A 21,209-nucleotide genomic window follows, 5' to 3' on the forward strand; every position below is an offset into this window, starting at 1 on the left:
GCTATCAACTGCGTATTTCTAGGCATGTGCCCGAATCGCGGCACCCGACTGTGGAGACAGGCTTGTCCGCACTGAACCGCTTTCTCGGCGATACGCCGCTCCGGGTGATCCTGAAGCTGCTTGTGGTGTCGTTCCTCGTCGGGCTGGTCATGAATGCCTTCGGCTGGTCGCCGATGGATGTGCTTTATGGCATTCGCAAATTCTTCATCGACCTGTGGAATTTGGGCTTCCACGCCATCGACCGCTTTCTCGGCTACTTCCTGCTCGGTGCCGCGATCGTCGTGCCGGCCTTCATCCTGCTCAGGATCGCTAACTACCGGAAGTGAATTTTCAGGCGTAGCCCGCCGCCACCTCGAACAGGATGGCGTGCCGTGCAGCAAGTGCTGCGACATCCGTCGAATAGCCTCCGCCGATAACGCCGCATACCGGTATGCCAGGCGTGCGGAAATGGCGGATCACCATATCGTCGCGGGCGCGCAGCCCGTCATCCGTGAGCGACAACCTGCCGAGCCGGTCCTCGACATGGACATCGACGCCGGCATTGTAGAAGACGAGGTCCCAGCGCCTTCGCGCCGACAGCTCCGGCAGGATGGCGTCCAGCCGCTCCAGATAGGCTGCATCGCCGGCGCCGTCGGGCAGGGCGACATCGAGGTTAGAGGCGATCTTGCGTGCGGGGTAGTTGCGGTCGCCATGCATGGAGAAGGTAAACACGCGCGGCTCGTCGTTCAGGATATCCGCCGTGCCGTCGCCCTGATGCACGTCGAGGTCGACGACCAGGATGTTTTGGACAGCAGCTTCGGCGAGCAGCACCAGCGCGGCAACGGCTACGTCGTTGAAGGTGCAGAAGCCGGCGCCTTGCGCGCGCCGTGCATGATGGCTGCCGCCGGCGGTGTTGCAGGCGATGCCGTTCAGCAACGCCAGCCGCGCTGCCAGCACCGTGCCGGCCGTTGCGAGCTGCGCCCTCAGCGAAACCCGCTGTCCAATAGGGAAACCGATCTCGCGCTCGATTCTCACCGGCACTTCGCAGGCAAGCACCTGGTCGACATAGTCTGCCGCGTGGGCAAGCTTCAGCCATGATGGCCGCGCCGCCTCCGGCATGTTGAGCGCTTCGGGCTGCGCCAGGCCGCGTGCCCGCAAGGCATCCATCAGCAGCGGATATTTGCTCATCGGGAAGCGGTGGTTGACGGCGAAGCCGGCGTCGTAGTCGGGATGATGAACGATCTGCAAGGGCATGGGACGGGCGGTGCGCCAGAGGCGGGTTTCGGTTGACCATAGCGGCGTGGATGGTTGCGCGAGGTCCGCAAACTGGGGCACATCGGCTAGCCGATCAAGCCGCAACAGGAAGCAACACGCGTTTGGAGCAGGCTTTACCCACCGAAGCCCACGCCACCGAAGCCAGGGCCTTCGTCGTCACCAACCGCTCGGTGCTCGCCATCGCCGTGCCGATGACGCTTGCCTATCTGACGACACCGTTGCTCGGAATTGTCGACACGGCGGTGGTCGGACAGTTCGGCGACGCCGCCCTTCTCGGCGGCCTGGCGGCCGGCGCCCTGATCTTCGACGTCGTTTTCACGACCTTCAACTTCCTGCGCTCCGGCACCACCGGCCTCGTCGCCCAAGCCTTCGGGCGCGGCGATGCGCTGGAGGAGCAGGCGGTGTTCTGGCGCGCCGTGCTGATCGCGGTCGTCGCCGGCGTCGTGTTTGCCGCGCTTGCGCCGCTGGTTTCCACCGCCGGGCAATGGTTCATAGGCGCCGAACCGCGCGTCAGCGCGGCGATGGACGTCTATATCCGCATCAGGATGCTCGCAGCACCGTTCTCCCTGATCAATTACGCCGTCCTTGGTTACGTGCTTGGGCGCGGCGAGGGCGGGCTCGGGCTGATGCTGCAATTGATACTGAACGGCATCAACATCGCCCTCTGCTTCCTGCTTGGCCTGGAGCTCGGCTGGGGCGTCGCCGGCGTCGCCTGGGCGACGCTCACCGGCGAATTCGTCGCCATGCTGCTGGGTCTCGCCATCGTCGGCCGGCGCTTCTGGGCGCCACCCAGGCTGCCCCGCCATCGCGTGCTCGATCTGCCGGCATTCCTGCGCATGATGTCGCTCAACCGCGATATCATGATCCGCTCCTTCTCGCTGCTCGCCGCCTTCGCGCTGTTCACGCGCCAGGGCGCGCAGTTCGGCACGCTGACGCTGGCCGCCAACGCCGTGCTGATGAACCTCTTCCTGGTTGCCGGCTATTTCCTCGATGGTTTCGCCACCGCTGCCGAACAGCTCGCCGGGCGCGCCATCGGCGCCCGCGCCGCTACGGCGTTTGATCAGGCGGTGCGGCTGACGCTGCTTTGGGGGCTCGGGCTGGCGGGCGCGGCGACGCTCTTCTTCCTGCTGGAGGGCACCGATCTGATCGCCCTGATCACGACCGCGACGGACGTTCGCGCCATTGCCGACATCTACCTGCCCTGGGCGGCGTTCACCGCGCTCAGCGGCGCGCTGGCTTTCCAGATGGACGGGGTTTTCATTGGCGCGACGTGGTCGCGCGACATGCGCAACATGATGCTGTTGTCGTTCCTGGCGTTCAGTGCCGCGCTGCTGATCCTGGCGCCGGCCTTCGGCAATCACGGCTTGTGGGCGGCGTTGCATGTCTTCCTGCTTGTACGCGGCTTCAGCCTGCTCGCCATATTGCGGCTGCGGGTGCGCGCGGTCTTTGGCTGATCGCTAAAACGGTTTCGCCGCCCAGTGATCGAGGCGGCTGTCGCGAAGCTCGCGCAGCGACTTCAGCCCTTGACTGTCCATGAAACGGACCATGCCGGAAAGAATACGCCCCGGCAGCGCAGGCCCGGCATAGATCATGCCGGTGTAGAGCTGCACGAGATCGGCGCCGGCACGGATCTTTTCCAGCGCCGTCTCGGCGGAATCGACGCCGCCGACGCCGATGATAGTGGGATCCGGGCCAAGCAGTTTTCGCATCCTTGCCAGCACGATAGTCGAGCGCTCGAACAAGGGTTTCCCCGAAAGCCCGCCGGTCTCGCCGGCAAGGCCGGCGCTGCTCAGGCCGGCTCGCGCGATCGTTGTGTTGGAGACGATGACGCCGTCCATTTGCTTATCGCTGATCTCGGCGGCGATGTCCTCAAGCTCGGCCTCGACCAGATCCGGCGCGATCTTGAGGAACACGGGCGGTTTTGCCGGTGCCGCCGCACGCGCGGCCATGACCCGCGACAGGAGGTCGCCAAGCTGTTCGCGTGCCTGCATGTTGCGCAGGCCCGGCGTGTTCGGCGAGGAGATGTTGATTGCCAGATAACTGGCATATCGCGCGAACCGGACCACGCCGCGTTCATAGTCACTGACGCGGTTGGTGCTGTCCTTGTTGGCGCCGATGTTGACGCCGACGATGCCGGCACGGCCCATGCGGGCGGCAAGGCGCTTTTCCGCGGCGTCGTGGCCCTCATTGTTGAAGCCCAGCCGGTTGATCACCGCCCCATCCGAAGGCAGCCGGAAAATGCGCGGCTTCGGATTGCCGGTCTGCGGCAGCGGTGTGATCGTGCCGACCTCGGCGAAGCCGAAGCCGAGGCCGAGCAGCGCGTCCGGCACTTCGGCATTCTTGTCGTAACCCGCGGCCATGCCGAGCGGGTTCGGGAAATCGAGTCCGCAAAGGCTGACCTTTAGCCTGTTGTCCTGCGGCGGACGACGGGCGACCGGCAGCCCGCATCTCAGCGCGGCAATCGACAGCCCATGCGCGGTTTCCGGATCGAGCGTGAACAGCAGTTTCTGGCCGATCCGGTCGAACGCGCTCATTCGGCCTCCAGCGCCGGGAATTCATGCCGGCCGTCAGCGCCGAGCGGCAATGCCTGCACCGAAACGACCGCATCGAGGCCGAGCCCGCCATAGAGATGCGGGAACAGGGCGCCGCCGCGCGAGACCTCATATTTCAGCGCATCGCCGAGGCGCGCGCTATCGACGGCGACCAGCAGCAACCGGCTTTGGCCGGCGAAATGTTTGGCCGCCGTTTCCCGAACCTGCCCGGCGGTGGAAAAATGGATGAAGCCGTCGGCGACGTCGATCGGCGCGCCGGTGAAGCCGCCTTCTCTTTCAGCCTCGCGCCACAACACCTCGGGAACTATCTTGTAGATGATCTCGGACATCGTTGCGCTATAGTCCGAACCGACCACGCGGGGAAGGGCAGGCCCGTGTTCTTCCCCATTTCAGGTTCATCCCCATTTCAGGCGCAAACTGTGATAGATTGCGCTGACTGGCTCATGGAGGAAAACATGCGTCTGAAACACGTCTTGATCCCCGCAGCACTGGTGTCGCTTGTCGCGGCGTCGGCCTTTTCCGAGGAAGCCGATCGCTACCGGTTGGAGAAATCGGCCAATGGCTATGTCCGCATGGATACACAAACCGGCGCCATGTCGCTCTGCGAGGAACGCTCCGGCCAGCTCGTCTGCAAGACGGCGGCCGACGAACGTGCCGCCCTCCAGGATGAGGTCGACCGGCTGCAAAATTCGGTGAAGGCGCTCGACGAACGCGTCGCCAAGCTCGAAAATTCGCTTGCCGCGCGTTTCGAATCGACTTTGCCCAGCGAGGAGGATTTCAACAAGACGATGGGCTACATGGAGCGCTTCCTGCGCAGCTTCATGGATATCGTCAAGGACATGGACAAGGACGAAGACAGCGCCAAGCCCAATTCGCAAAAGACCTAGGCAATTCGCAAAAAGACCTGGGGCGGGAATAGCAAGCCGGCCACGCCGAACAGCAGGCGTAGCGTTATGATCGTTCAGATCCTGCAAGGCGGAAAATCGCCAACGGGATTCGGGGAGGGATATCACCGTTGGGCTACACATTCGTCATTGCCGACGATCATCCGCTTTTTCGCGGTGCATTGAGGGAGGCACTCGCGGGCATCGGAGACGTTGCCGCCATTCACGAGGCCGGCGATTTCGAAAGCGCCAAGGCGCTGGTCCTGGCCAATGAGGATGTCGATCTGGTGCTGCTCGATCTCTCGATGCCGGGGGCAAGCGGTCTTTCCGGCCTGATTTCGCTGCGCGGCATCCATCCGGCGGTGCCGATGATGGTGGTCTCGGCGCATGACGATCCGGTGACGATCCGGCGCGCGCTCGATCTCGGCGCCTCCGGCTTCATCTCCAAATCGGCCAGCATGGAGGAGATCCGCAATGCGGTGCAGTCGGTGCTCGCAGGTGATATCGCGGCACCCGCCGGGGTCGATCTCGGTGTCGAGCGCGATCCCGAGATTTCCGACCTGATCAAGCGCCTGCAAGCGCTGACTCCGCAGCAGACGCGCGTGCTCGGCATGCTGGCTGAGGGACTGCTCAACAAGCAGATCGCCTATGAGCTCGGGGTCTCCGAAGCGACGATCAAAGCGCATGTCTCGGCCATCCTGCAGAAGCTCGGCGTCGACAGCCGCACGCAGGCGGTGATCCTTTTGTCCAAAATCGGCAGCGACCCACTGCAGACGGCCGGCTGATTCTTATTCGGCCGCCGGCGCCAGCGGCCTGACCCTGGCCATCATCGAGCGCAGCATCGCCGGTTTCAGTGGTTTGCTGATCACCGGCACGTCGAGCCTGCCGGCAGCGGCGCGAACCTCGCTGGAGCGGTCGGCGGTGACCAGCACGGCCGGCAGGTCCTCGCCATGGATCGCACGCAACTGGGCGATCAATTCGAGGCCGGTCCTGTTGTCGAGATGATAGTCGGCAAGCACGATGTCCGGCCGATGCACGCCGGACCTCTCGAGATCCTCCGCGCCGGAAAGCGTGTCGACGCTGCAGCCCCAGCCCTCGAGCAGCAGCCGCATGCCGTCGAGGATGCGGGCGTCGTTGTCGATGCAGAGCACATGGAGCCCGGCAAGCGAGGCCGCGGCACGGGCAGGCGGCTTCGCCTCGGCCTCGCGCCGCGGTGCCTGCACGGCCACCACCGGCAGCAACACGGAAAAGCGTGTGCCCTTGCCTGGGTTGGAGAAGATCCGGATTTCGAGGCGCAGGACGCGGGCGATGCGGTCGACAATGGAGAGTCCAAGGCCGAGGCCTTCCGCCTCGCGTGCGCCCTCGTCGAGCCGGGTGAATTCGCGAAACACGGTGTTCAGCTGGTCGCCGGCAATGCCGATGCCGGTGTCGATAACCTGGATCTCGGCCAGTTCGCCGCGCCGCCGCGCGCCGACCAGGATGCGGCCACGGCGCGTATACTTAATGGCGTTGGAAACCAGGTTCTGGATCAGCCGGCGCAGCAGATTGCGGTCCGTCATGACGCTGAGCGACGACGGCATGATCGAGAGTTCGAGCTTCTTTTCGGCGGCAAGCGGCCGGAAGTCGTTGCCGATCTGGCGCAGCAGCCCGTCGAGGCCGAAGCTCGTATCGTCCGGCTTCATCGCGCCGGCATCGAGGCGCGAAATGTCGAGCACCGCGCCGAGGATGGTCTCGACCGATTCCAGCGACGATTCGATGTTCATCGCCGCCTTGCCGGCAGGTCCCTTGCCGGTCTTCTCGATCAGCGACGAGCAATAGAGGCGGGCGGCGTTCAGCGGCTGCAGGATGTCGTGGCCGGCGGCAGCGAGGAAGCGGGTCTTGCCGAGATTGGCCTCCTCGGCCAGCATCTGCGCCTGCGCCAGCTCCTCGTTGACGCGGGTGAGCTCGGCGGTGCGGCTCTTCACCCGCTGTTCCAAGGATTCGTTGGCGCGCTTAAGCGCCAGATCCTGCTCGACACGTCCAGAAATGTCGGCGTAGGTGGCGACGATGCCGCCATCCGGCATCGGATTGGAGCGCAATTCCAGGATGCGCCCGCTTGTCTTCAGCTCCATCTGCCATGGGCTGACGAAGCTGGTCAGGCGGTTGAGCATGGTGACGCGCTGGTCTGCCGGTATGTCACCGCGCTCGGCAAGGTGGCGCAGGATACGATCGAGTGAGACGCCGACCTGGCCCATCTCGTCGGGCAGGTCGAACAGCGCCCGGTACTGGCGGTTCCAGCAAATCAACCGGAAATCGCGGTCGAAGACAGTGATGCCCTGTTCCATCTGGTCGAGTGCGATCTGCAGCAGATCGCGATTGTGCTGCAGCGCCTCGGTGGCGTCGTCGAGCAGGCGGAAGGCGTCCTTGGATTCGCGGTCGTTGCGGCGCAGCAGCAGCGACAGGATCAGCCGCGCCGAGGATGAGCCGACGGCACTGGCCAGAAGCTGCTCGGAGAAGCGGATGACATCCATGCTGGCCTGTTCGTTGCCGAGCAGTGAAGTGCCGCTGCTCTTTTCGAACGACTGAAAGGACCGCTCGGTCCGTTCGACACCGAGATAGCGCGCGATCGTGTCCTTGAGGTCGTTGACGGTAATGGTGGTGCGGAAGCGGCGCAGGCTGGGCAGCGGACCCGCTTCGCGCGGCACGAAGATCGACGCCTGGATGCGTTCCAGCGGCACAGAGGCGCGCGACAGCGAGCCGAACACAAAAAAGAGCGTGTTGACCGACAGGCTCCACAGCACGCCATGGTTCAGCGGCTCGGCGACGGTGCCGAAAAGAGCCTGCGGCCGCAATGCATCAAAGCCGAACAGGCCGTGGACGAGGATGCCGGTATCGGGCGCGACGAGCGAGGGAAGCAGCAGCGTATAGCTCCAGACGACGATGCCGGCGACCATGCCAAGTGCGGCACCCCTTCCGTTGGCGCCGCGCCAGACCAGGCCGCCGATCATTGCCGGCGCGAACTGCGCGATCGCGGCGAACGACATCAGGCCGATCGAGGACAGCCGCGCGCTGTTGGTGCTCTCGCGGTAGTAGAGAAAGGCGATGAACAGCATGATGAAGATCGCCGCCCGCCGTACATTGAGGATGAGCGTCGACCAGTCCTCGTTCTCGGATGTCGTGGTCCGCAGCAGCCGGCGCACGAACAGCGGAATGACTAGGTCGTTGGAGATCATGATCGACAACGCGACGCTTTCGACGATCACCATTGCGGTCGCCGCCGACAGCCCGCCGATGAAGGCGGCCATGGCCAGCACGTCGTGGCCGCTGAACAGCGGCAGCGACAGCACGTAAAGGTCGCTGCTGGTCCTGGGGCCGACCAGTTCCAGGCCGGCCAATGCGATCGGCAGCACGAACAGGTTGATTGCCACCAGATAGAGCGGAAACACCCATGTCGCGGTGCGCAGCTCGGCCTCGCTGCGGTTTTCGACGATGGTGACGTAGAACTGGCGCGGCAGCATGAGGATGGCAAAGCCGCTCAGGCATGTCAGCACCAGCCAGGTAGCGAGCGAGGTGTTGTAGCCCATCGCCTGGCGCACCTGCGTGTTTTCGGCGAGTTGGTCGAACATATCGCCTGGCCCGCCGAAGATCAGGAACGTGACCATCAGGCCGATCGCCAGGAAGGCGGCGAGCTTGACCACGGTCTCGACCGCCACAGCCAGCACCAGCCCGTCCTGGTGCTCGGTGGCATCGGCATGGCGCGTGCCGAACAGCACCGCAAACAGCGCCAGCAGCATGGCCACGACCAGCGAGATGTCGCTGACGAACGGATCGAAGGAGGGCGGCGAGCCGGTATAGTGCTCGACCATCAGGCTGACCGAGCCGGAGATGGCCTTCAATTGCAGCGCGATATACGGCACGGCGCCGATGGTCGCGATCAGCGTGGCGATCGCCGCGACAGCGAAGCTCTTGCCGTAGCGGGCACCGAGAAAGTCGGCGATCGAGGTGATCTTCTCGGTCTTGGCCAGCCTGACGATGCGCTGCAGCAGCGGAAAGCCGAACACGAACACCAGCACCGGTCCGATATAGATGCCGAGGAACTCCAGGCCGCGCTCGGAGGACAGCCCGACCGAGCCGAAGAAGGTCCAGGAGGTGCAGTAGATGGCGAGGCTGAGCGCATAGATGAAGGGCCGGGCGCGGCCAGGCCCCGATGACGTCGAGCGCCGGTCGCCCAGGCTGGCGATGACGAACAGCAACGTCACATAGGCGATCGCGATGATGACGATGAACCAGCCCTGCACGGCTCGAACTTCCTCCCTGCGCCGATTTTTTCATCCGGCCTTGCAGACGCAATCACAGCTTGGCGACCGAGTCCATCGCGGCTTTCGGCGCATTATGGCCGCGGCTTCGCGCAATCAAGGCCGGGGAAACACGTCTTTGCGCCTGTCGCAACCGCAGGTTTTTGCTATTCTGCCCGCCGGTCGATGCCGGAGGAGCGGCAGAACGGCCGGTCAGGACAAGGAGGCGTCGAATGCTGAAAGAGTTTCAGGAATTCATTTCCAGGGGCAATGTGATGGACCTGGCCGTCGCTGTCATCATCGGCGCTGCCTTCAGCAAGATCGTCGATTCGCTGGTCAACGACATCATCATGCCGATTATCGGGGCGATTTTCGGCGGATTGGACTTCAACAACTACTTTCTGCCCTTGTCTTCAGCCGTCAACGCCACATCGCTGGCCGACGCAAAGAAACAGGGCGCGGTCTTCGCCTATGGCAGCTTCATCACCGTGGCACTGAACTTCCTTATCCTCGCCTTCATCATCTTCCTGATGGTCAAAGCGGTGAACAATCTGCGCCAGCGGCTGGAGCGCGAGAAACCGGCCGCCCCGGTTGCCCCGCCGCCGGCCGATGTCGCGCTGCTCACCGAAATTCGCGATCTCCTCGCCAGAAAGTAGCCTGCGGTAATTTTCTGGACCAAAACCCCGGTCGCTTGCGGCCGGGGTTTTCTGTTTTCGTCCGCCCTGAAACACGCTAGCAGTCGAGCAAACGAAAACGGACCCATCCATGACCCTGATCGATACTCTGCGCGCCGAAGCGCGGGCGGCGCCTGAAAGCGGCATTGTCGCCGTCATGAACCGCGGCCGCGGCCGCGCCGGCATGATCCCGCTCTGGGCCGGCGAGGGCGACCTGCCGACGCCTGCCTTCATCACCGATGCAGCCGCCAAGGCACTCGCCGGCGGCGAGACCTTCTACACCTGGCAGCGGGGCATTCCCGAACTCAGGCAGGCGCTCGCCCGCTACTACACCAGGCATTTCGGCAAGACTTTCGCCAACGAGGAATTCATCGTCACCGGCTCCGGCATGCACGCCATCCAGATGGCCATCGATGCGGTGGCCGGCAAGGGCGACGAACTCGTCTACCTGTCGCCGGCATGGCCGAACTTCGCCGCCGCCGCCGGTGTCGCGGGCGCTGTTCCAGTCGCGGTCACGCTCGATCAGTCGGGCAATGGCTGGTCTTGCGATGTCGACAAGATCGCAGCGGCGATCACGCCACGGACCAAGGCGCTGTTCGTCAACACGCCGTCCAACCCGACCGGCTGGACCGCCGACAAGGAGACGCTGCAGGCGATCCTCGATCTCGCCCGCGAAAGGGGCCTGTGGATCATCGCCGACGAGATCTACTCGCTGTTTCATTACGGCGATAGTCGCGCGCCGTCCTTCATCGACATCATGGCCGATGAGGATCGCATCCTGTTCGTCAATTCCTTTTCCAAGAACTGGGCGATGACCGGCTGGCGCATCGGCTGGATCAAGATCCATCCCGCCTTGCAGCAGGTGTTCGAGAACCTGGTCCAGTATTCGACTTCCGGCGTTGCGCAGTTCATGCAGCGCGGCGCCGTCGTTGCCCTCGATGAGGGCGACGCCTTCATCGTCGAGCAGGTGGAGCGGGCGAGGGCGGCGCGCGACCTGGTGTGCGGCATTCTCGCCGAAACCGGCAGGGCGCGGTTCACCGTGCCGCAGGGCGCATTCTATCTGTTCTTCGCGGTCGACGGCATCTCCGATTCCCGCGCTGCCGCCTTCGACATGGTCGACCGCGCCAATGTCGGCCTGGCTCCCGGCACCGCCTTCGGCCCCGGCGGCGAAGCCTTCCTCAGGCTATGCTTCCACCGCCGCCTCGACCAGCTCGAAGAAGCCGCGCACCGGCTGGCGAAATGGATGACGAGTGTGTGAGCTGTCTCGAAGCCCGAGTTGAAACTCGCTCCAGCGAGACAGTTGGCGTGGGTGTCGAGAACCGGAGCGCAGCGGACATTTGGGTCCGCACGAGAAGCGCAGAAAGCCGCGTCAGATGGCCGCCGGAGTAGAGTTTCAAACGGGCTTCACCCGCCCGACTTCGGCACCAGCAGCGGAATGACGCGGTCGCTCTTGGCGACCGACGGTCGGCCCGCCGAACCGTAGGGAATCCCCAACGCATCCCATGTCTCGACCAGCGCGTCCTGCAGGGACGCAATCAACGCGTCCGAATGGAACGGTGTAGGCGTGATGCGCAGCCGCTCGGTGCCGCGCGGCACTGTCGGGTAGTTGATCGGCTGGATGTAGATGCCGTGCACACCGAGCAGGCGGTCGCTGGCCATCTTGCAGAGCTCGGGATCGCCGACCAGAAGGGGCACGATGTGGGTAGGCGACTCCATCACCGGCAGGCCGGCCGCGGCCAGCACTTGCTTGGTCCGTGTCGCCTGACGCAGCTGCGCGTCGCGCTCGGCCTGCGAGCGCTTGAGATGGCGGATCGAGGTGGTTGCCGCGGCAGCGATCGCCGGCGGCAACGCCGTGGTGAAGATGAAGCCCGGCGCATAGGAGCGCACCGCGTCGATCACCGCAGTGTTGCCGGCGATGTAGCCGCCAAGCGTGCCGAACGCCTTGGCCAGTGTGCCCTCGATGATGTCGATGCGGTCGGCCAGCCCTTCGCGCTCGGTGATGCCGCCGCCGCGCGGCCCGTACATGCCGACGGCGTGGACCTCGTCGATGTAGGTCATGGCGTTGTAGCGCTCGGCGAGGTCGACGATCTGCTTGATCGGCGCGATGTCGCCGTCCATCGAATAGACGCTCTCGAAGACAATCAGCTTGGCGCGCTCGCGGCCGGCCGTCTGCAGCAGGCTTTCGAGATGCGCGACGTCGTTATGGCGGAAGATCTTCTTCTCGGCGCCCGAGCGCCGCACGCCCTCGATCATCGAAGCGTGGTTGAGCTCGTCCGAGATGATCAGGCAATTGGGAAGCAGCTTTGCAATGGTCGAGATCGACGCCTCGTTGGAAACGAAGCCGGAGGTGAAAACCAGTGCGGCTTCCTTGTCGTGCAGGTCGGCCAGCTCCAGTTCGAGCTCGACCAGCGGGTTGCTGGTGCCGGAGATGTTGCGGGTGCCGCCGGCCCCCGACCCCATCTTGCCTGCCGCCTTCTGGAACGCGGCAATGACGTCGGGATGCTGGCCCATGCCGAGATAGTCGTTGGAGCACCAGACGGTGATTTCCTCGGCGCGGCCATTGGCGCGCCAGATGGCGCGCGGGAATTTCCCGACAATACGCTCAAGGTCGGCGAAGACGCGGTAGCGACGTTCCGCATGGAGCTGGTCGATCGCTTCCTCGAAAAACCGCTGATAGTTCATGTCGCCTTCCCAGTTTTGCGCGGGATCATAGTCATTGGCCCATTCATCGTCCACCTGGCCTTTTTGGTCAAAATGCCACGCCCCGAGCCTGTTCCTAACGACCACGGAACGTGGCCTATTCCCTTGATGTGGATCAATCTTGTTTCACGACAATGCCACGCGCCGATGAGACCGGTTACCGCAGGTTCTAATGGCTTGGCGGCAGGTTTTCCAGTAAGGCGACGATTGAGACAGTTCCGACAAATCATGAATAGCGAGGATGCGGATGACGGTTTTGGTGACAGGCGGTGCCGGCTATATCGGTAGCCATATGGTCTGGGAATTGCTGGACACGGGCGACAACGTCGTCGTCCTCGACCGGCTTTCCACCGGCTTTGAATGGGCGGTGGCCCCGGAAGCAAAGCTCGTCGTCGGCGACGTCGCCGACAGGGAACTGGTCGCCTCGATCATTCGCGACAATAAGGTCGACGCGATCATCCATTTCGCCGGCTCGATCGTGGTCCCCGAATCGGTCGCCGACCCGCTTGCCTATTACGAGAACAACACCTGCAAGACGCGCACCCTGATCGAGACCGCTGTGCGCGAAGGCGTGCCCAATTTCATCTTTTCCTCGACCGCCGCCGTCTATGGCGGCGCCGGCCTGGAGCCGGTGCGCGAGGATGCCCGGCTTGCGCCGGAATCGCCCTATGGCCTGTCCAAGCTGATGAGCGAATGGATGCTGCGCGACGCGGCGATTGCCCATGGGTTGCGCTATACGGCGCTGCGCTATTTCAACGTCGCCGGCGCCGATCCGAAGGGCCGCACCGGCCAGTCGACGCCCGGTGCCACGCATCTGATCAAGGTCGCCTGCGAGACGGCGCTCGGCAAGCGCTCCTTCATGCAGGTGTTCGGCACCGACTATCCGACGCCGGACGGCACCTGCATGCGCGACTATATCCACGTCAGCGACCTGGCGGCGGCGCATCGGCTGGCGCTTCAGCGGCTGCGTGCCGGCGGATCGAGCCTGGTCGCCAATTGTGGTTACAGCCACGGCTATTCGGTGCTCGAGGTCATCGACAGCGTCCGCCGCGTCTTCGGCCATGATTTCGAGGTACGGATGGGCGATCGCCGCGCCGGCGACGCCGCCGCGGTCGTCGCCAATTCGGAGCTGGCGCGCGGCGAGCTCGGCTGGACCCCGCAGCGCGACAACCTCGACCAGATCGTTGCCGATGCGCTTGCCTGGGAGCGCATCCTGACCAGCAAGAATTCGGCTCTGGGGTGAAGTGGGCTCTCCGCAAATGTTGGTTCAGCGCTGGGGGCGGAATGAAAATCCTGGTGCTTGGGGCCGGCGTCGTCGGTACGGCGGCGGCCTATTATCTGGCCAGCGACGGCCATGAGGTGACGGTGATCGAGCGCCATCCGGCGGCGGCACGCGGCACCAGCCGGTCGAATGCCGGCCTGGTGTCGCCCGGAGACGCCACCGCCTGGGCCTCGCCAGCCGCGCTGAAGACGTTCCTGCGCGGCCTCTATAACCACGATCTCGGCATCAAGGTGCGGCTGCGCTTCGATCCGTATTTTTTCGCCTGGAGCCTGCGCTTCCTGCGCCAGTGCACGCATAAGCGCATGCGCGCCAACACCGACGTCAAGTTGCGTCTGGCGCTCTATTCGCGCGACTGCATCAACGCCGTCTCCGCCGAAACCGGCATCCACTATGACGAGCGCAAGAAGGGAATTCTCTATTTCTTCCGCTCGCAGCAGAGCTTTGATACCGGCACCGACAATTATCGCTATCTCGGCGAACACGGCCTGCCGATCGAGATCGTCGGCCGCGACCGGCTGGTCGAGCTCGAGCCCGGCCTTGCCGGCGCCAAGGACAAGATAGCCGGCGGCGTCTATTCGCCGATCGACCAGACCGGCGACTCCAGCCAATTCACGCAGAACCTCGCTGCCTATGCCGCCGAGAAACTCGGCGTCCAATTCCTCTACGGCACCACGGTCGAAGGCCTCGACATCGACGGCGACCGGGTGCGCGCCGTGATGACCTCGACCGGCCCGGTGGCCGGTGACGCGGTGGTCATTTCCATGGGGCCGGAGAGCGGTCTGCTCGGCCGCCGCTACGGCATCGACCTGCCCGTCTATCCCGTGAAGGGCTATACCGTGACTGTTCCGCTGGAAGATGAAAGCAAGGGGCCGATCATGGGTGGCGCCGACGAGGACCGGCTGATCGGCTATTCCAGGCTGGGAAATCGGCTGCGGATGTCCTCGACGGCGGAGTTCACCGGGTTCGACCGCACGTTCAAGCCACGCGATTTCAACTCGATCCTGAACACCGGCAAGGACCTGTTCCCCGGCGCTTTCGACGAGAGCAAGGCTGAGCTCTGGGCTGGACTTCGCCCGATGATGCCTAACTCCGTGCCGGTCATCGGACGGGCGCGGTACGACAATCTCTACCTCGACACCGGCCACGGCCATCTCGGCTGGACCATGGCCTGCGGTTCGGGAAAATTCCTTGCTGACGTGGTCGCCGGCCGCAAGCCGGAGATCGATCCGCAAGGATTGCTCTACAGGAACTAGGCATCTCCAGACATCAGGGCGTCATGAGCTCGGCGGTCAGGCTCGTTCGTCGACCGCCGAACGCCAGGAGCGCACGTAACTTGTCCAGAGTGGATCGGCCGACGGTTCGGTCCTTTCGCCTCTGCCTTGCGGTGTCCCCTGGTCCGACGCCAGCAAGGCGGCGCCGATGCTGGTGCCTGTCGCAGCCTCGGAGGCAATGACGGCGCGCGCCGCCGCCGCAGCCAGCATGCGTGTGAACAGCCGGTTGCGGGCGAAGGGTCCTTCGACGATGGTGGGACCGTCCGCGCCGATCAGGTCGAGGCAGGTCGCGGTCATCAGCGCCAGGTAGAACGAGATGGCGACAAAGCGCTGGCCGACGCTCATACCGTCCGCGTTAAGCCATGATGCGGCGTGATGCGGAAACGGCCCCGAACCCTGTTGGGTCGAGGGCAATAGGGACGTCTTGCGCGCTAGCACCGTGGCAACATCGTCTTCCGTCCAGTTCTCCGATTGGCCCTCGGTCAGCAGGGAGAACTCGCGGCCACCCATGAAGCGCGCCGACGGCACGGGATCGCCGAGCGCGTTGACATTGACCAGCGTATCGCGTGCCGGGTCGAGCGCGATCTTGTTGCCTCCGACTGCCATCGACACCACCCAGGTGCCGGTCGAGACCACGGAGAAAGGCGGTCTGTCGGACAGGAGATGCGGCAGCAGCGAGGCGTTGGAATCGTGCAGGCCGCAAAACACCGGCGTTTGCGGGTCGAGCCCGGTCCGTGTCGCAAGCGCGGGCAGGATCGGCCCGAGGCGGTCCTTCGCCGGCCGTACCGGCGCCATTAGCCGGCGCCATTGCAGCCGGTCGACCAGCGACGAAAAATCCGCTTTCCAGGGGTTCCACAGATCGGTGTGGCAGCCGAGCGAAGTCGCCTCGCTGGCGGCGACGCCGGTCAGGCGCAAGGCCCAGTATTGCGGATACATCAGGATCGCGGCGGTTCTGGCGAAATCCGCCGGAAAGCGCTTCTGCTGCCAGAACAGCTGCGCGCCGAGATTGAGGCCGGCCGGCAGGCGCGGCGTGCCGGTCTCGGAGAACGCCGGACGGATCGTGTCATAGTCCCCGGCAAGGGCATCCGGCCCGTCGAATTCGTAGTCGAGCACCGGCAGCGCCAGTTCGCCTGATGCGTCGACCAGCACGCCCGTTGCGCCATGGGTGGTGATCGATATCGCATCGATGCGCTGCTCGCGATCGATCTCGGCCAGGCTGCCAAGGATAAACGCCCATAACCGCTCGACGTCATGGTGCGGGTATGGGCCTTGCCGAACCGGCTCGTTCACCATCCTGCGCAGCGCGACTTCGCTTGCTGCGGCAAGATCGACCAGCGCCACCTTGGCGTTGGTCTTGCCGATATCGATGACGGCGACGTGGCGGGTCATTCCATATGGAACATTGTTTCCAGCGGCACCGCCACCGGCTCGTTGTTCGGCTTGGTCTCCATGATGTCCGCCATCTCGGCCCACCAACGCTGCATCACCGGATGCTTCGGCAATTCGTCCATGCCATGGTCGTCACGGCGCCACAGCACGCCGAACAAGGTGCTGGTCTCTTCGTCGAGATGGATCGAGTAATCGGAGATACCGGCCTGCTTGAGCAGCGCGACCAGCGACGGCCAGATGTCGTCGTGGCGCCTCTTGTATTCGGCCTTCATGCCCGGATTGAGCTTCATCTTGAACGCGTATTTCTCCGGCATCAGGCAAAGCGCTCCCGCCGCACGCGGCGCCACAGGATCGGCAGCGCGATGACGATGATCAGCAGCAGGCCGATGAAGATCGACATAACGATCCCCGGCACGTTGAGTAGGCCGAGGCCGAAGGTCACCAGCCCCATGATGAAGGCCGCGAGCACGACGCCCACTATGCTGCCGGCCCCGCCCAGGATACTGACGCCACCAAGCACCACCATGGTGATGACTTCCAATTCATAGCCTTGCGCGATCGACGGCCGGGTCGAGCCGAGCCGCGATGTGATCAGCACCGAGGCGATGCCCGCCATCAGGCCGGTCAGGCAAAACAGGATGAATTTGATACGGCCGACGCGCACCCCGGAAAACTGCGCCGCGACCGGGTTGTTACCGATGGCAAAGACCCGGCGGCCGAAGCTCGTCCGGTGCAGAAGGAACCAGTAGACGACTGCCGCGATCAGGAAAAGCGTCAGTTCGAACGACACCACCCACCAGACATAGCCCTGGCCGAAGAAGGCGAAGCTCGCAGGATAGCCCTTGTAGGCCTGGTCGCCCAGGATGATGAAGGCAATGCCGCGAAACAGGCTCATCGTGCCGATGGTGACGACGATCGACGGCAAGCCGAGCCTGGTGACGAGCAGTCCGTTGAAGGCGCCGCAGCCGAGCCCGACGACGAGGCCGATTGCCACCAGTTCAGGCATGCCGGCGCCGGCCTGCACCGCCATGCCCATCATTGTTGACGCCAGCGCGATGATGGCGGCCACCGACAGGTCGATTTCGCCGGAGATGATCAGCAGCGCCATGGCCAGCGCGATCAGCGCCTTTTCGGTGAAGTTGAAGGTCAGGTCCGAGAGCGACCATGGGTCGAGGAAATAGGGCGAGGCAAAACTGTTGACGGCAAAGATAGCGATGGCCACCGCGATTAGCAGCGCCTCCCATGAGAAAATCGCCGACGTGAAAGGCTTGTCGAGCCGATCGGGAATGTGGCGTGGGGCAGGGGTGTCGGTCATGCCGCTTCCGCCTTTTTGAGAATGATGCGGCCTTGCCGGCGTTCGCCGCGCGCGTTGAGCACCACGGCCAGGATGATGGCGCTGCCTGAAATCGCCATCTGCCAGAAGGGCGAGATATTGATGACCGGCAGCGCGTTGGAGATGATGCCGAGGAACAGCGCGCCGAGCACCGCACCGCCGACCGAGCCGATGCCGCCGGCGATCGAGATGCCGCCGATGACGCAGGCGGCGATGATGTTGAGCTCATAGCCGTTGGCGACCTCGACCGAGGCGATGACGTAGCGCGAAATCCAGAGATAGCCGCAGAGGCCGCCGATCATCCCCGAAATGCAGAAGACGGTGAATTTCGTCCGGCCGACATCGATGCCGGCATAGACCGATGCGGTCGGGTTGACGCCGATGGCATAGATCGAGCGGCCGAGCGCGGTGCGCGTCATCACGAGGAAGAACAGCGCAATAACCAGCAGGGCGATCCACGACAGTACCGGAATGCCGAGGAAAGCCGCGCGCTGCAACCCGATGAAATCAGCGCTCATCTGGTCGGCGTTGACCCAGGCGCCGCCTGAAATGACGAACGTGGCGCCGCGGTAGATGGTGAGGGTGCCGAGCGTTACCACGATCGAGGGAATGTTCAGCCGCCATACCAGCAGGCCGTTGATGGCGCCGAGCACCAGGCCGACCAGAAGTGCGATGACGATCAGCAGCGGGATCGGGATCGCCGGATGCGCGGCGTTCAGCATTGCCACCACCATGCCGGTGAAGCAGAGATTTGAAGCCATCGACAGGTCGATCGAGCGGGTCAGGATGACGACCATCTGGCCGAGCGCCAGGATCATCAGGATCGACGTGTCGTTGAACACCTGGCGCAGGTTGGCCGGATCGGCAAAACCTGGAAACCGCGTGGAGATCAGCCCGATCAGCGCGACGATTGCCGCCAGCAGCCAGACCTCGCGGTATTTGAGAAGAGCCTTCATGCCGCGATCCCCGCTGCCGTCCTGACCAAGGTTTCGGCGTCGAGCCCTTTATTGTCGTAGACCGCGGCAATGCGGCCCTCGCGCATAACGACGACGCGGTCCGACATGCCGAGGATTTCCGGCAATTCGGACGACACCATGATCACCGACAGGCCTTGCGCGACGAGCTCGGCCATGAAGCCGTGCACGGCAGCCTTCGAGCCGATGTCGATGCCCTTGGTCGGCTCGTCCAGGATGATCACCTTGGGCGCGGTCGCCAGCCATTTGGCGATGACGATCTTCTGCTGGTTGCCGCCCGACAGCGTGCCGACGTCCTGGCTGAGCGAGGAGGCGCGCAGATCGAGCCGCTCGGTGTAGGAGCGGGCCAGCGCGAACTCTTCGGCCAGCCGCAATATGCCGGATTTGGATGTCCGTTTGAGCGAGGGCAGCGAGACATTCTGGAAGATCGGCAGGCCGATCACCACGCCTTGCTTGCCGCGCTCCTCCGGCACATAGACGATGCCGGCGTCGATCGAATCCGCCGCCGATTTCGGCGCGATTGCCTTACCCTCCAGCGTGATCGTGCCGCCGCTGGTGCGGGTGATGCCTGATATCGCCTGCATCACCTCGCTGCGCCCGGCGCCGACAAGGCCGTAGAAGCCGAGGATTTCGCCCCTGTGCAGCTCGAAGCCTATGTCGTCGAACTCGGTCGGGTGCGACAGGCCGGAGACGGCCAGCACCGGCGCGCCGATCTCGGCCTTGCGCTGCGGAAAGATGTGATCGACCGAGCGGCCGACCATCATGCGCACGATCTGGCTCTGGCCGGCGTCCTTGATCAGGCCTTCGCCGACCATCTCGCCGTCGCGGAACACGGTATAGCGGTCGGCGATGCGGTAGATCTCATCGAATTTGTGGCTGATGAACAGGATCGCCTTGCCGTCGCTCTTGAGGAATTCGATCAGCAGGAAAAGCTCTTCGATCTCCTTCATCGAAAGCGCTGCCGTCGGCTCGTCCATGATGACGATCCGCGCGTCGATGGACATGGCGCGGGCAACCGCGACTAGGTGCTTGTTGGCAATGCCGAGATCCTTCAGCCTGGCGTCGGCGTCGATATGGCCGGCGCCCATCGTGTCGAGCACCTCGCGGGCATTCTTGCGCATGGTGCGCCAGTCGATGGTTTTGAAACGCGTGCGCGGCGCATGGCCGAGGAAGATGTTTTCGGCCACCGTCAGGTCGTCGAACAGCACGGTTTCCTGGTGGATGGCGGTGATGCCATGCCCGAACGCGGCGTGGGCGCTGGGCAGTGTGACCGGCTGGCCGTCGATGCTGATCGTGCCAGCATCCGGCTGGTAGATGCCGGTCATGATCTTGACCAGCGTCGACTTGCCGGCACCGTTTTCGCCGATCAGCGCGGTTACGTGGCCGGGATAGAGCGACAGGCCGACATTGTGCAGCGCCCGCACGCCGGGAAAGCTTTTCGAGATGCCGGACAGCGTCAGGCGCGGTCCGGATGACAAAGGCGCTTCATTTGCCACTTCGTGCTGGGCTGTCGTGTCCATAATCGTATCAAGCCCTGTAGCAAGGTTCGTTTGAAAGCGCGGCGGAACCTGAGCCCCGCCGCACCGTTTCGAAGGTTCCAGGATCAATAGATCTTGGAGAACTTTTCGATGTTCGACTTGTCGAACTGGAAGGGCGGAGCCATCGCAGCCGAGTTGGTGTCGTCGAGCGTGACCTTGCCGACGCGGCCGATCGACAGCGTAGCACCGGGCTTGGCCTCTTCCTTCTTCACCGCCAGGTCGTGGGCGAGGTAGACGGCGGAGTAGCCGAGATCGATCGGGTTCCACAGCGCAACCGCCTGGCTGGCGCCATTGTCGATGAACTTCTTGAACTCCGACGGCAGCGCCAGGCCGGTGACGTTGACCTTGCCGATCAGGCCTTCATCGGTCACCACCTGCGCGGCGGCAACGACGCCGACCGTGGTCGGTGCGATGATCGCCTTGAGGTTCGGATAGGACTTCAGCAGGCCCTTGGCTTCGTCCGTGCTCTTGGCCGAGTCGTCGTCGCCATAGACGGTGGCGACGAGCTTGATCTTGGGGAACTTCTCCGGCAGCACCTTCTTGGCCGCGTCGATCCAGGCATTCTGGTTGGTCGCGGTCGAAGAAGCCGACAGGATGGCGACATCGCCGCCTTCCGGCAGGTAGTCGGCGGCCAGCTTGATGATGGTCTCACCGATCAGGTTGGTATCGGAGGGGTTGAGGTGAAGCTGGCGTCCTTCCGGCGCGACGCCTGAATCCCACGAGATGACGGTAATGCCGCGCTGCATCGCCTTCTTCAGCACTGGCACCAGCGCGTCGGCGTCGTTCGCCGAAATGGCGATGGCATTGACCTTCTGGGCGATCAGCGAATTGACCACTTCGATCTGCGCTTCGGCGGTCGCCTTGGTCGGGCCGGTGTAGATGATATCGACATCGCCGAGCTCCTTGGCCGCCTCTTCGGCGCCCTTGTTGGCGGCGTCGAAGAAGCCGTTGCCGAGCGACTTCACCACCAGCGCGATCTTGACGTTTTCGGCGTAGGCGGCATTCACGAACATGGCGGCGGAGAACGCCGCCGTAACCATCAATTTCTTCAGAAAGCTCATCGAATATCCTCCCTTGAGCGTTG

The 21,209-nt window shown here is 64.0% G+C and carries 19 protein-coding genes; 8 read left to right on the plus strand and 11 right to left on the minus strand.

Features of this window, described 5'->3' with window-relative positions:
- Positions 1-62 precede the first annotated feature (62 nt).
- Entirely contained in the window at positions 63-326 is a 264-nt protein-coding gene (locus tag NKK47_RS12450; RefSeq protein WP_352576992.1) for a DUF6460 domain-containing protein, read from the plus strand.
- A gap of 4 nt (positions 327-330) precedes the next feature.
- On the opposite strand, the gene NKK47_RS12455 is transcribed toward NKK47_RS12450, so the two are convergent.
- On the minus strand, positions 331-1,233 hold the full coding sequence (locus NKK47_RS12455) for a histone deacetylase family protein (RefSeq protein ID WP_352576994.1): 903 nt from the start codon (positions 1,231-1,233) through the stop codon (positions 331-333).
- A gap of 50 nt (positions 1,234-1,283) precedes the next feature.
- Here NKK47_RS12455 and NKK47_RS12460 point away from each other — a divergent pair, with 50 nt between their 5' ends.
- Entirely contained in the window at positions 1,284-2,708 is a 1,425-nt protein-coding gene (locus NKK47_RS12460) for an MATE family efflux transporter (protein WP_352577023.1), read from the plus strand.
- 3 nt (positions 2,709-2,711) lie between these two features.
- Here NKK47_RS12460 and NKK47_RS12465 read toward each other — a convergent pair whose 3' ends face one another.
- Together NKK47_RS12465 and NKK47_RS12470 are read right to left on the minus strand one after the other, a co-directional pair.
- Positions 2,712-3,788 (minus strand): quinone-dependent dihydroorotate dehydrogenase, encoded by a 1,077-nt coding sequence (locus NKK47_RS12465; RefSeq protein ID WP_352576996.1) that lies wholly within the window; start codon positions 3,786-3,788, stop codon positions 2,712-2,714.
- A complete protein-coding gene (locus NKK47_RS12470; RefSeq protein ID WP_352576998.1) occupies positions 3,785-4,135 on the minus strand; it encodes a DUF952 domain-containing protein in 351 nt (116 codons plus the stop codon). Before NKK47_RS12470 ends, NKK47_RS12465 begins: the two co-directional genes overlap by 4 nt.
- A 126-nt stretch (positions 4,136-4,261) precedes the next feature.
- Here NKK47_RS12470 and NKK47_RS12475 point away from each other — a divergent pair, with 126 nt between their 5' ends.
- Together NKK47_RS12475 and NKK47_RS12480 are read left to right on the plus strand one after the other, a co-directional pair.
- On the plus strand, positions 4,262-4,693 hold the full coding sequence (locus NKK47_RS12475) for a hypothetical protein (protein WP_352448652.1): 432 nt from the start codon (positions 4,262-4,264) through the stop codon (positions 4,691-4,693).
- Between the two features lie 119 nt (positions 4,694-4,812).
- Entirely contained in the window at positions 4,813-5,475 is a 663-nt protein-coding gene (locus NKK47_RS12480; RefSeq protein WP_473556440.1) for a response regulator, read from the plus strand.
- Positions 5,476-5,478: 3 nt separating this feature from the next.
- On the opposite strand, the gene NKK47_RS12485 is transcribed toward NKK47_RS12480, so the two are convergent.
- A complete protein-coding gene (locus NKK47_RS12485) occupies positions 5,479-8,967 on the minus strand; it encodes a PAS domain-containing hybrid sensor histidine kinase/response regulator (protein ID WP_352577000.1) in 3,489 nt (1,162 codons plus the stop codon).
- A gap of 230 nt (positions 8,968-9,197) precedes the next feature.
- Here NKK47_RS12485 and mscL point away from each other — a divergent pair, with 230 nt between their 5' ends.
- Both mscL and NKK47_RS12495 read left to right on the plus strand, forming a co-directional pair.
- On the plus strand, positions 9,198-9,620 hold the full coding sequence (gene mscL, locus NKK47_RS12490; protein WP_352577002.1) for a large conductance mechanosensitive channel protein MscL: 423 nt from the start codon (positions 9,198-9,200) through the stop codon (positions 9,618-9,620).
- Positions 9,621-9,729: 109 nt separating this feature from the next.
- Positions 9,730-10,896, plus strand: a complete 1,167-nt coding sequence (locus NKK47_RS12495; protein ID WP_352577004.1) for a pyridoxal phosphate-dependent aminotransferase — start codon at positions 9,730-9,732, stop codon at positions 10,894-10,896.
- A gap of 146 nt (positions 10,897-11,042) precedes the next feature.
- On the opposite strand, the gene hemA is transcribed toward NKK47_RS12495, so the two are convergent.
- Positions 11,043-12,320, minus strand: a complete 1,278-nt coding sequence (gene hemA / locus NKK47_RS12500) for a 5-aminolevulinate synthase (protein WP_352448656.1) — start codon at positions 12,318-12,320, stop codon at positions 11,043-11,045.
- A 265-nt stretch (positions 12,321-12,585) separates the two neighbouring features.
- On the opposite strand from hemA, the gene galE reads away from it, so the two are divergent.
- The gene (galE, locus tag NKK47_RS12505; RefSeq protein WP_352577006.1) at positions 12,586-13,581 is read left to right on the plus strand and encodes a UDP-glucose 4-epimerase GalE; all 996 of its coding nucleotides are present in this window, start codon (positions 12,586-12,588) and stop codon (positions 13,579-13,581) included.
- A gap of 41 nt (positions 13,582-13,622) precedes the next feature.
- A complete protein-coding gene (locus NKK47_RS12510) occupies positions 13,623-14,873 on the plus strand; it encodes a D-amino acid dehydrogenase (protein WP_352577008.1) in 1,251 nt (416 codons plus the stop codon).
- 36 nt (positions 14,874-14,909) lie between these two features.
- Here NKK47_RS12510 and NKK47_RS12515 read toward each other — a convergent pair whose 3' ends face one another.
- The 6 genes from NKK47_RS12515 to rhaS form a co-directional block, all read right to left on the minus strand.
- Positions 14,910-16,280 carry an FGGY-family carbohydrate kinase gene (locus NKK47_RS12515; protein WP_352577010.1) on the minus strand — a complete coding sequence of 457 codons (1,371 nt, stop codon included), beginning with the start codon at positions 16,278-16,280 and terminating at the stop codon, positions 14,910-14,912.
- Positions 16,277-16,594: an L-rhamnose mutarotase gene (gene rhaM, locus NKK47_RS12520; RefSeq protein ID WP_352577011.1), complete on the minus strand. Its 318-nt coding sequence runs from the start codon at positions 16,592-16,594 to the stop codon at positions 16,277-16,279. The genes NKK47_RS12515 and rhaM overlap by 4 nt, the downstream gene beginning before the upstream one ends.
- Positions 16,594-17,595 (minus strand): ABC transporter permease, encoded by a 1,002-nt coding sequence (locus tag NKK47_RS12525; RefSeq protein WP_352577013.1) that lies wholly within the window; start codon positions 17,593-17,595, stop codon positions 16,594-16,596. Before NKK47_RS12525 ends, rhaM begins: the two co-directional genes overlap by 1 nt.
- Complete coding sequence (locus tag NKK47_RS12530; protein ID WP_352577015.1) at positions 17,592-18,569, minus strand: ABC transporter permease; 978 nt, start codon at positions 18,567-18,569, stop codon at positions 17,592-17,594. Before NKK47_RS12530 ends, NKK47_RS12525 begins: the two co-directional genes overlap by 4 nt.
- Positions 18,566-20,107, minus strand: a complete 1,542-nt coding sequence (locus NKK47_RS12535; protein ID WP_352577017.1) for a sugar ABC transporter ATP-binding protein — start codon at positions 20,105-20,107, stop codon at positions 18,566-18,568. The genes NKK47_RS12530 and NKK47_RS12535 overlap by 4 nt, the downstream gene beginning before the upstream one ends.
- A gap of 83 nt (positions 20,108-20,190) precedes the next feature.
- Positions 20,191-21,186, minus strand: coding sequence for a rhamnose ABC transporter substrate-binding protein (gene rhaS, locus NKK47_RS12540; RefSeq protein ID WP_352448664.1), 996 nt, complete (start codon positions 21,184-21,186; stop codon positions 20,191-20,193).
- Positions 21,187-21,209 lie beyond the last annotated feature (23 nt).

This window comes from Mesorhizobium sp. M0019 (assembly GCF_040323975.1).
In the GTDB taxonomy this organism is placed as follows: domain Bacteria; phylum Pseudomonadota; class Alphaproteobacteria; order Rhizobiales; family Rhizobiaceae; genus Mesorhizobium.

Coding starts and splice junctions, on each gene's coding strand:
- NKK47_RS12455 (WP_352576994.1), bottom strand. CDS start 1,233: ATGCCCTTGCAGATCGTTCATCATCCCGACTACGACGCCGGCTTCGCC.
- NKK47_RS12460 (WP_352577023.1), top strand. CDS start 1,284: ATGGTTGCGCGAGGTCCGCAAACTGGGGCACATCGGCTAGCCGATCAA.
- NKK47_RS12465 (WP_352576996.1), bottom strand. CDS start 3,788: ATGAGCGCGTTCGACCGGATCGGCCAGAAACTGCTGTTCACGCTCGAT.
- NKK47_RS12470 (WP_352576998.1), bottom strand. CDS start 4,135: ATGTCCGAGATCATCTACAAGATAGTTCCCGAGGTGTTGTGGCGCGAG.
- NKK47_RS12475 (WP_352448652.1), top strand. CDS start 4,262: ATGCGTCTGAAACACGTCTTGATCCCCGCAGCACTGGTGTCGCTTGTC.
- mscL (WP_352577002.1), top strand. CDS start 9,198: ATGCTGAAAGAGTTTCAGGAATTCATTTCCAGGGGCAATGTGATGGAC.
- NKK47_RS12495 (WP_352577004.1), top strand. CDS start 9,730: ATGACCCTGATCGATACTCTGCGCGCCGAAGCGCGGGCGGCGCCTGAA.
- hemA (WP_352448656.1), bottom strand. CDS start 12,320: ATGAACTATCAGCGGTTTTTCGAGGAAGCGATCGACCAGCTCCATGCG.
- galE (WP_352577006.1), top strand. CDS start 12,586: ATGACGGTTTTGGTGACAGGCGGTGCCGGCTATATCGGTAGCCATATG.
- NKK47_RS12510 (WP_352577008.1), top strand. CDS start 13,623: ATGAAAATCCTGGTGCTTGGGGCCGGCGTCGTCGGTACGGCGGCGGCC.
- NKK47_RS12515 (WP_352577010.1), bottom strand. CDS start 16,280: ATGACCCGCCACGTCGCCGTCATCGATATCGGCAAGACCAACGCCAAG.
- rhaM (WP_352577011.1), bottom strand. CDS start 16,594: ATGCCGGAGAAATACGCGTTCAAGATGAAGCTCAATCCGGGCATGAAG.
- NKK47_RS12525 (WP_352577013.1), bottom strand. CDS start 17,595: ATGACCGACACCCCTGCCCCACGCCACATTCCCGATCGGCTCGACAAG.
- NKK47_RS12530 (WP_352577015.1), bottom strand. CDS start 18,569: ATGAAGGCTCTTCTCAAATACCGCGAGGTCTGGCTGCTGGCGGCAATC.
- NKK47_RS12535 (WP_352577017.1), bottom strand. CDS start 20,107: ATGGACACGACAGCCCAGCACGAAGTGGCAAATGAAGCGCCTTTGTCA.
- rhaS (WP_352448664.1), bottom strand. CDS start 21,186: ATGAGCTTTCTGAAGAAATTGATGGTTACGGCGGCGTTCTCCGCCGCC.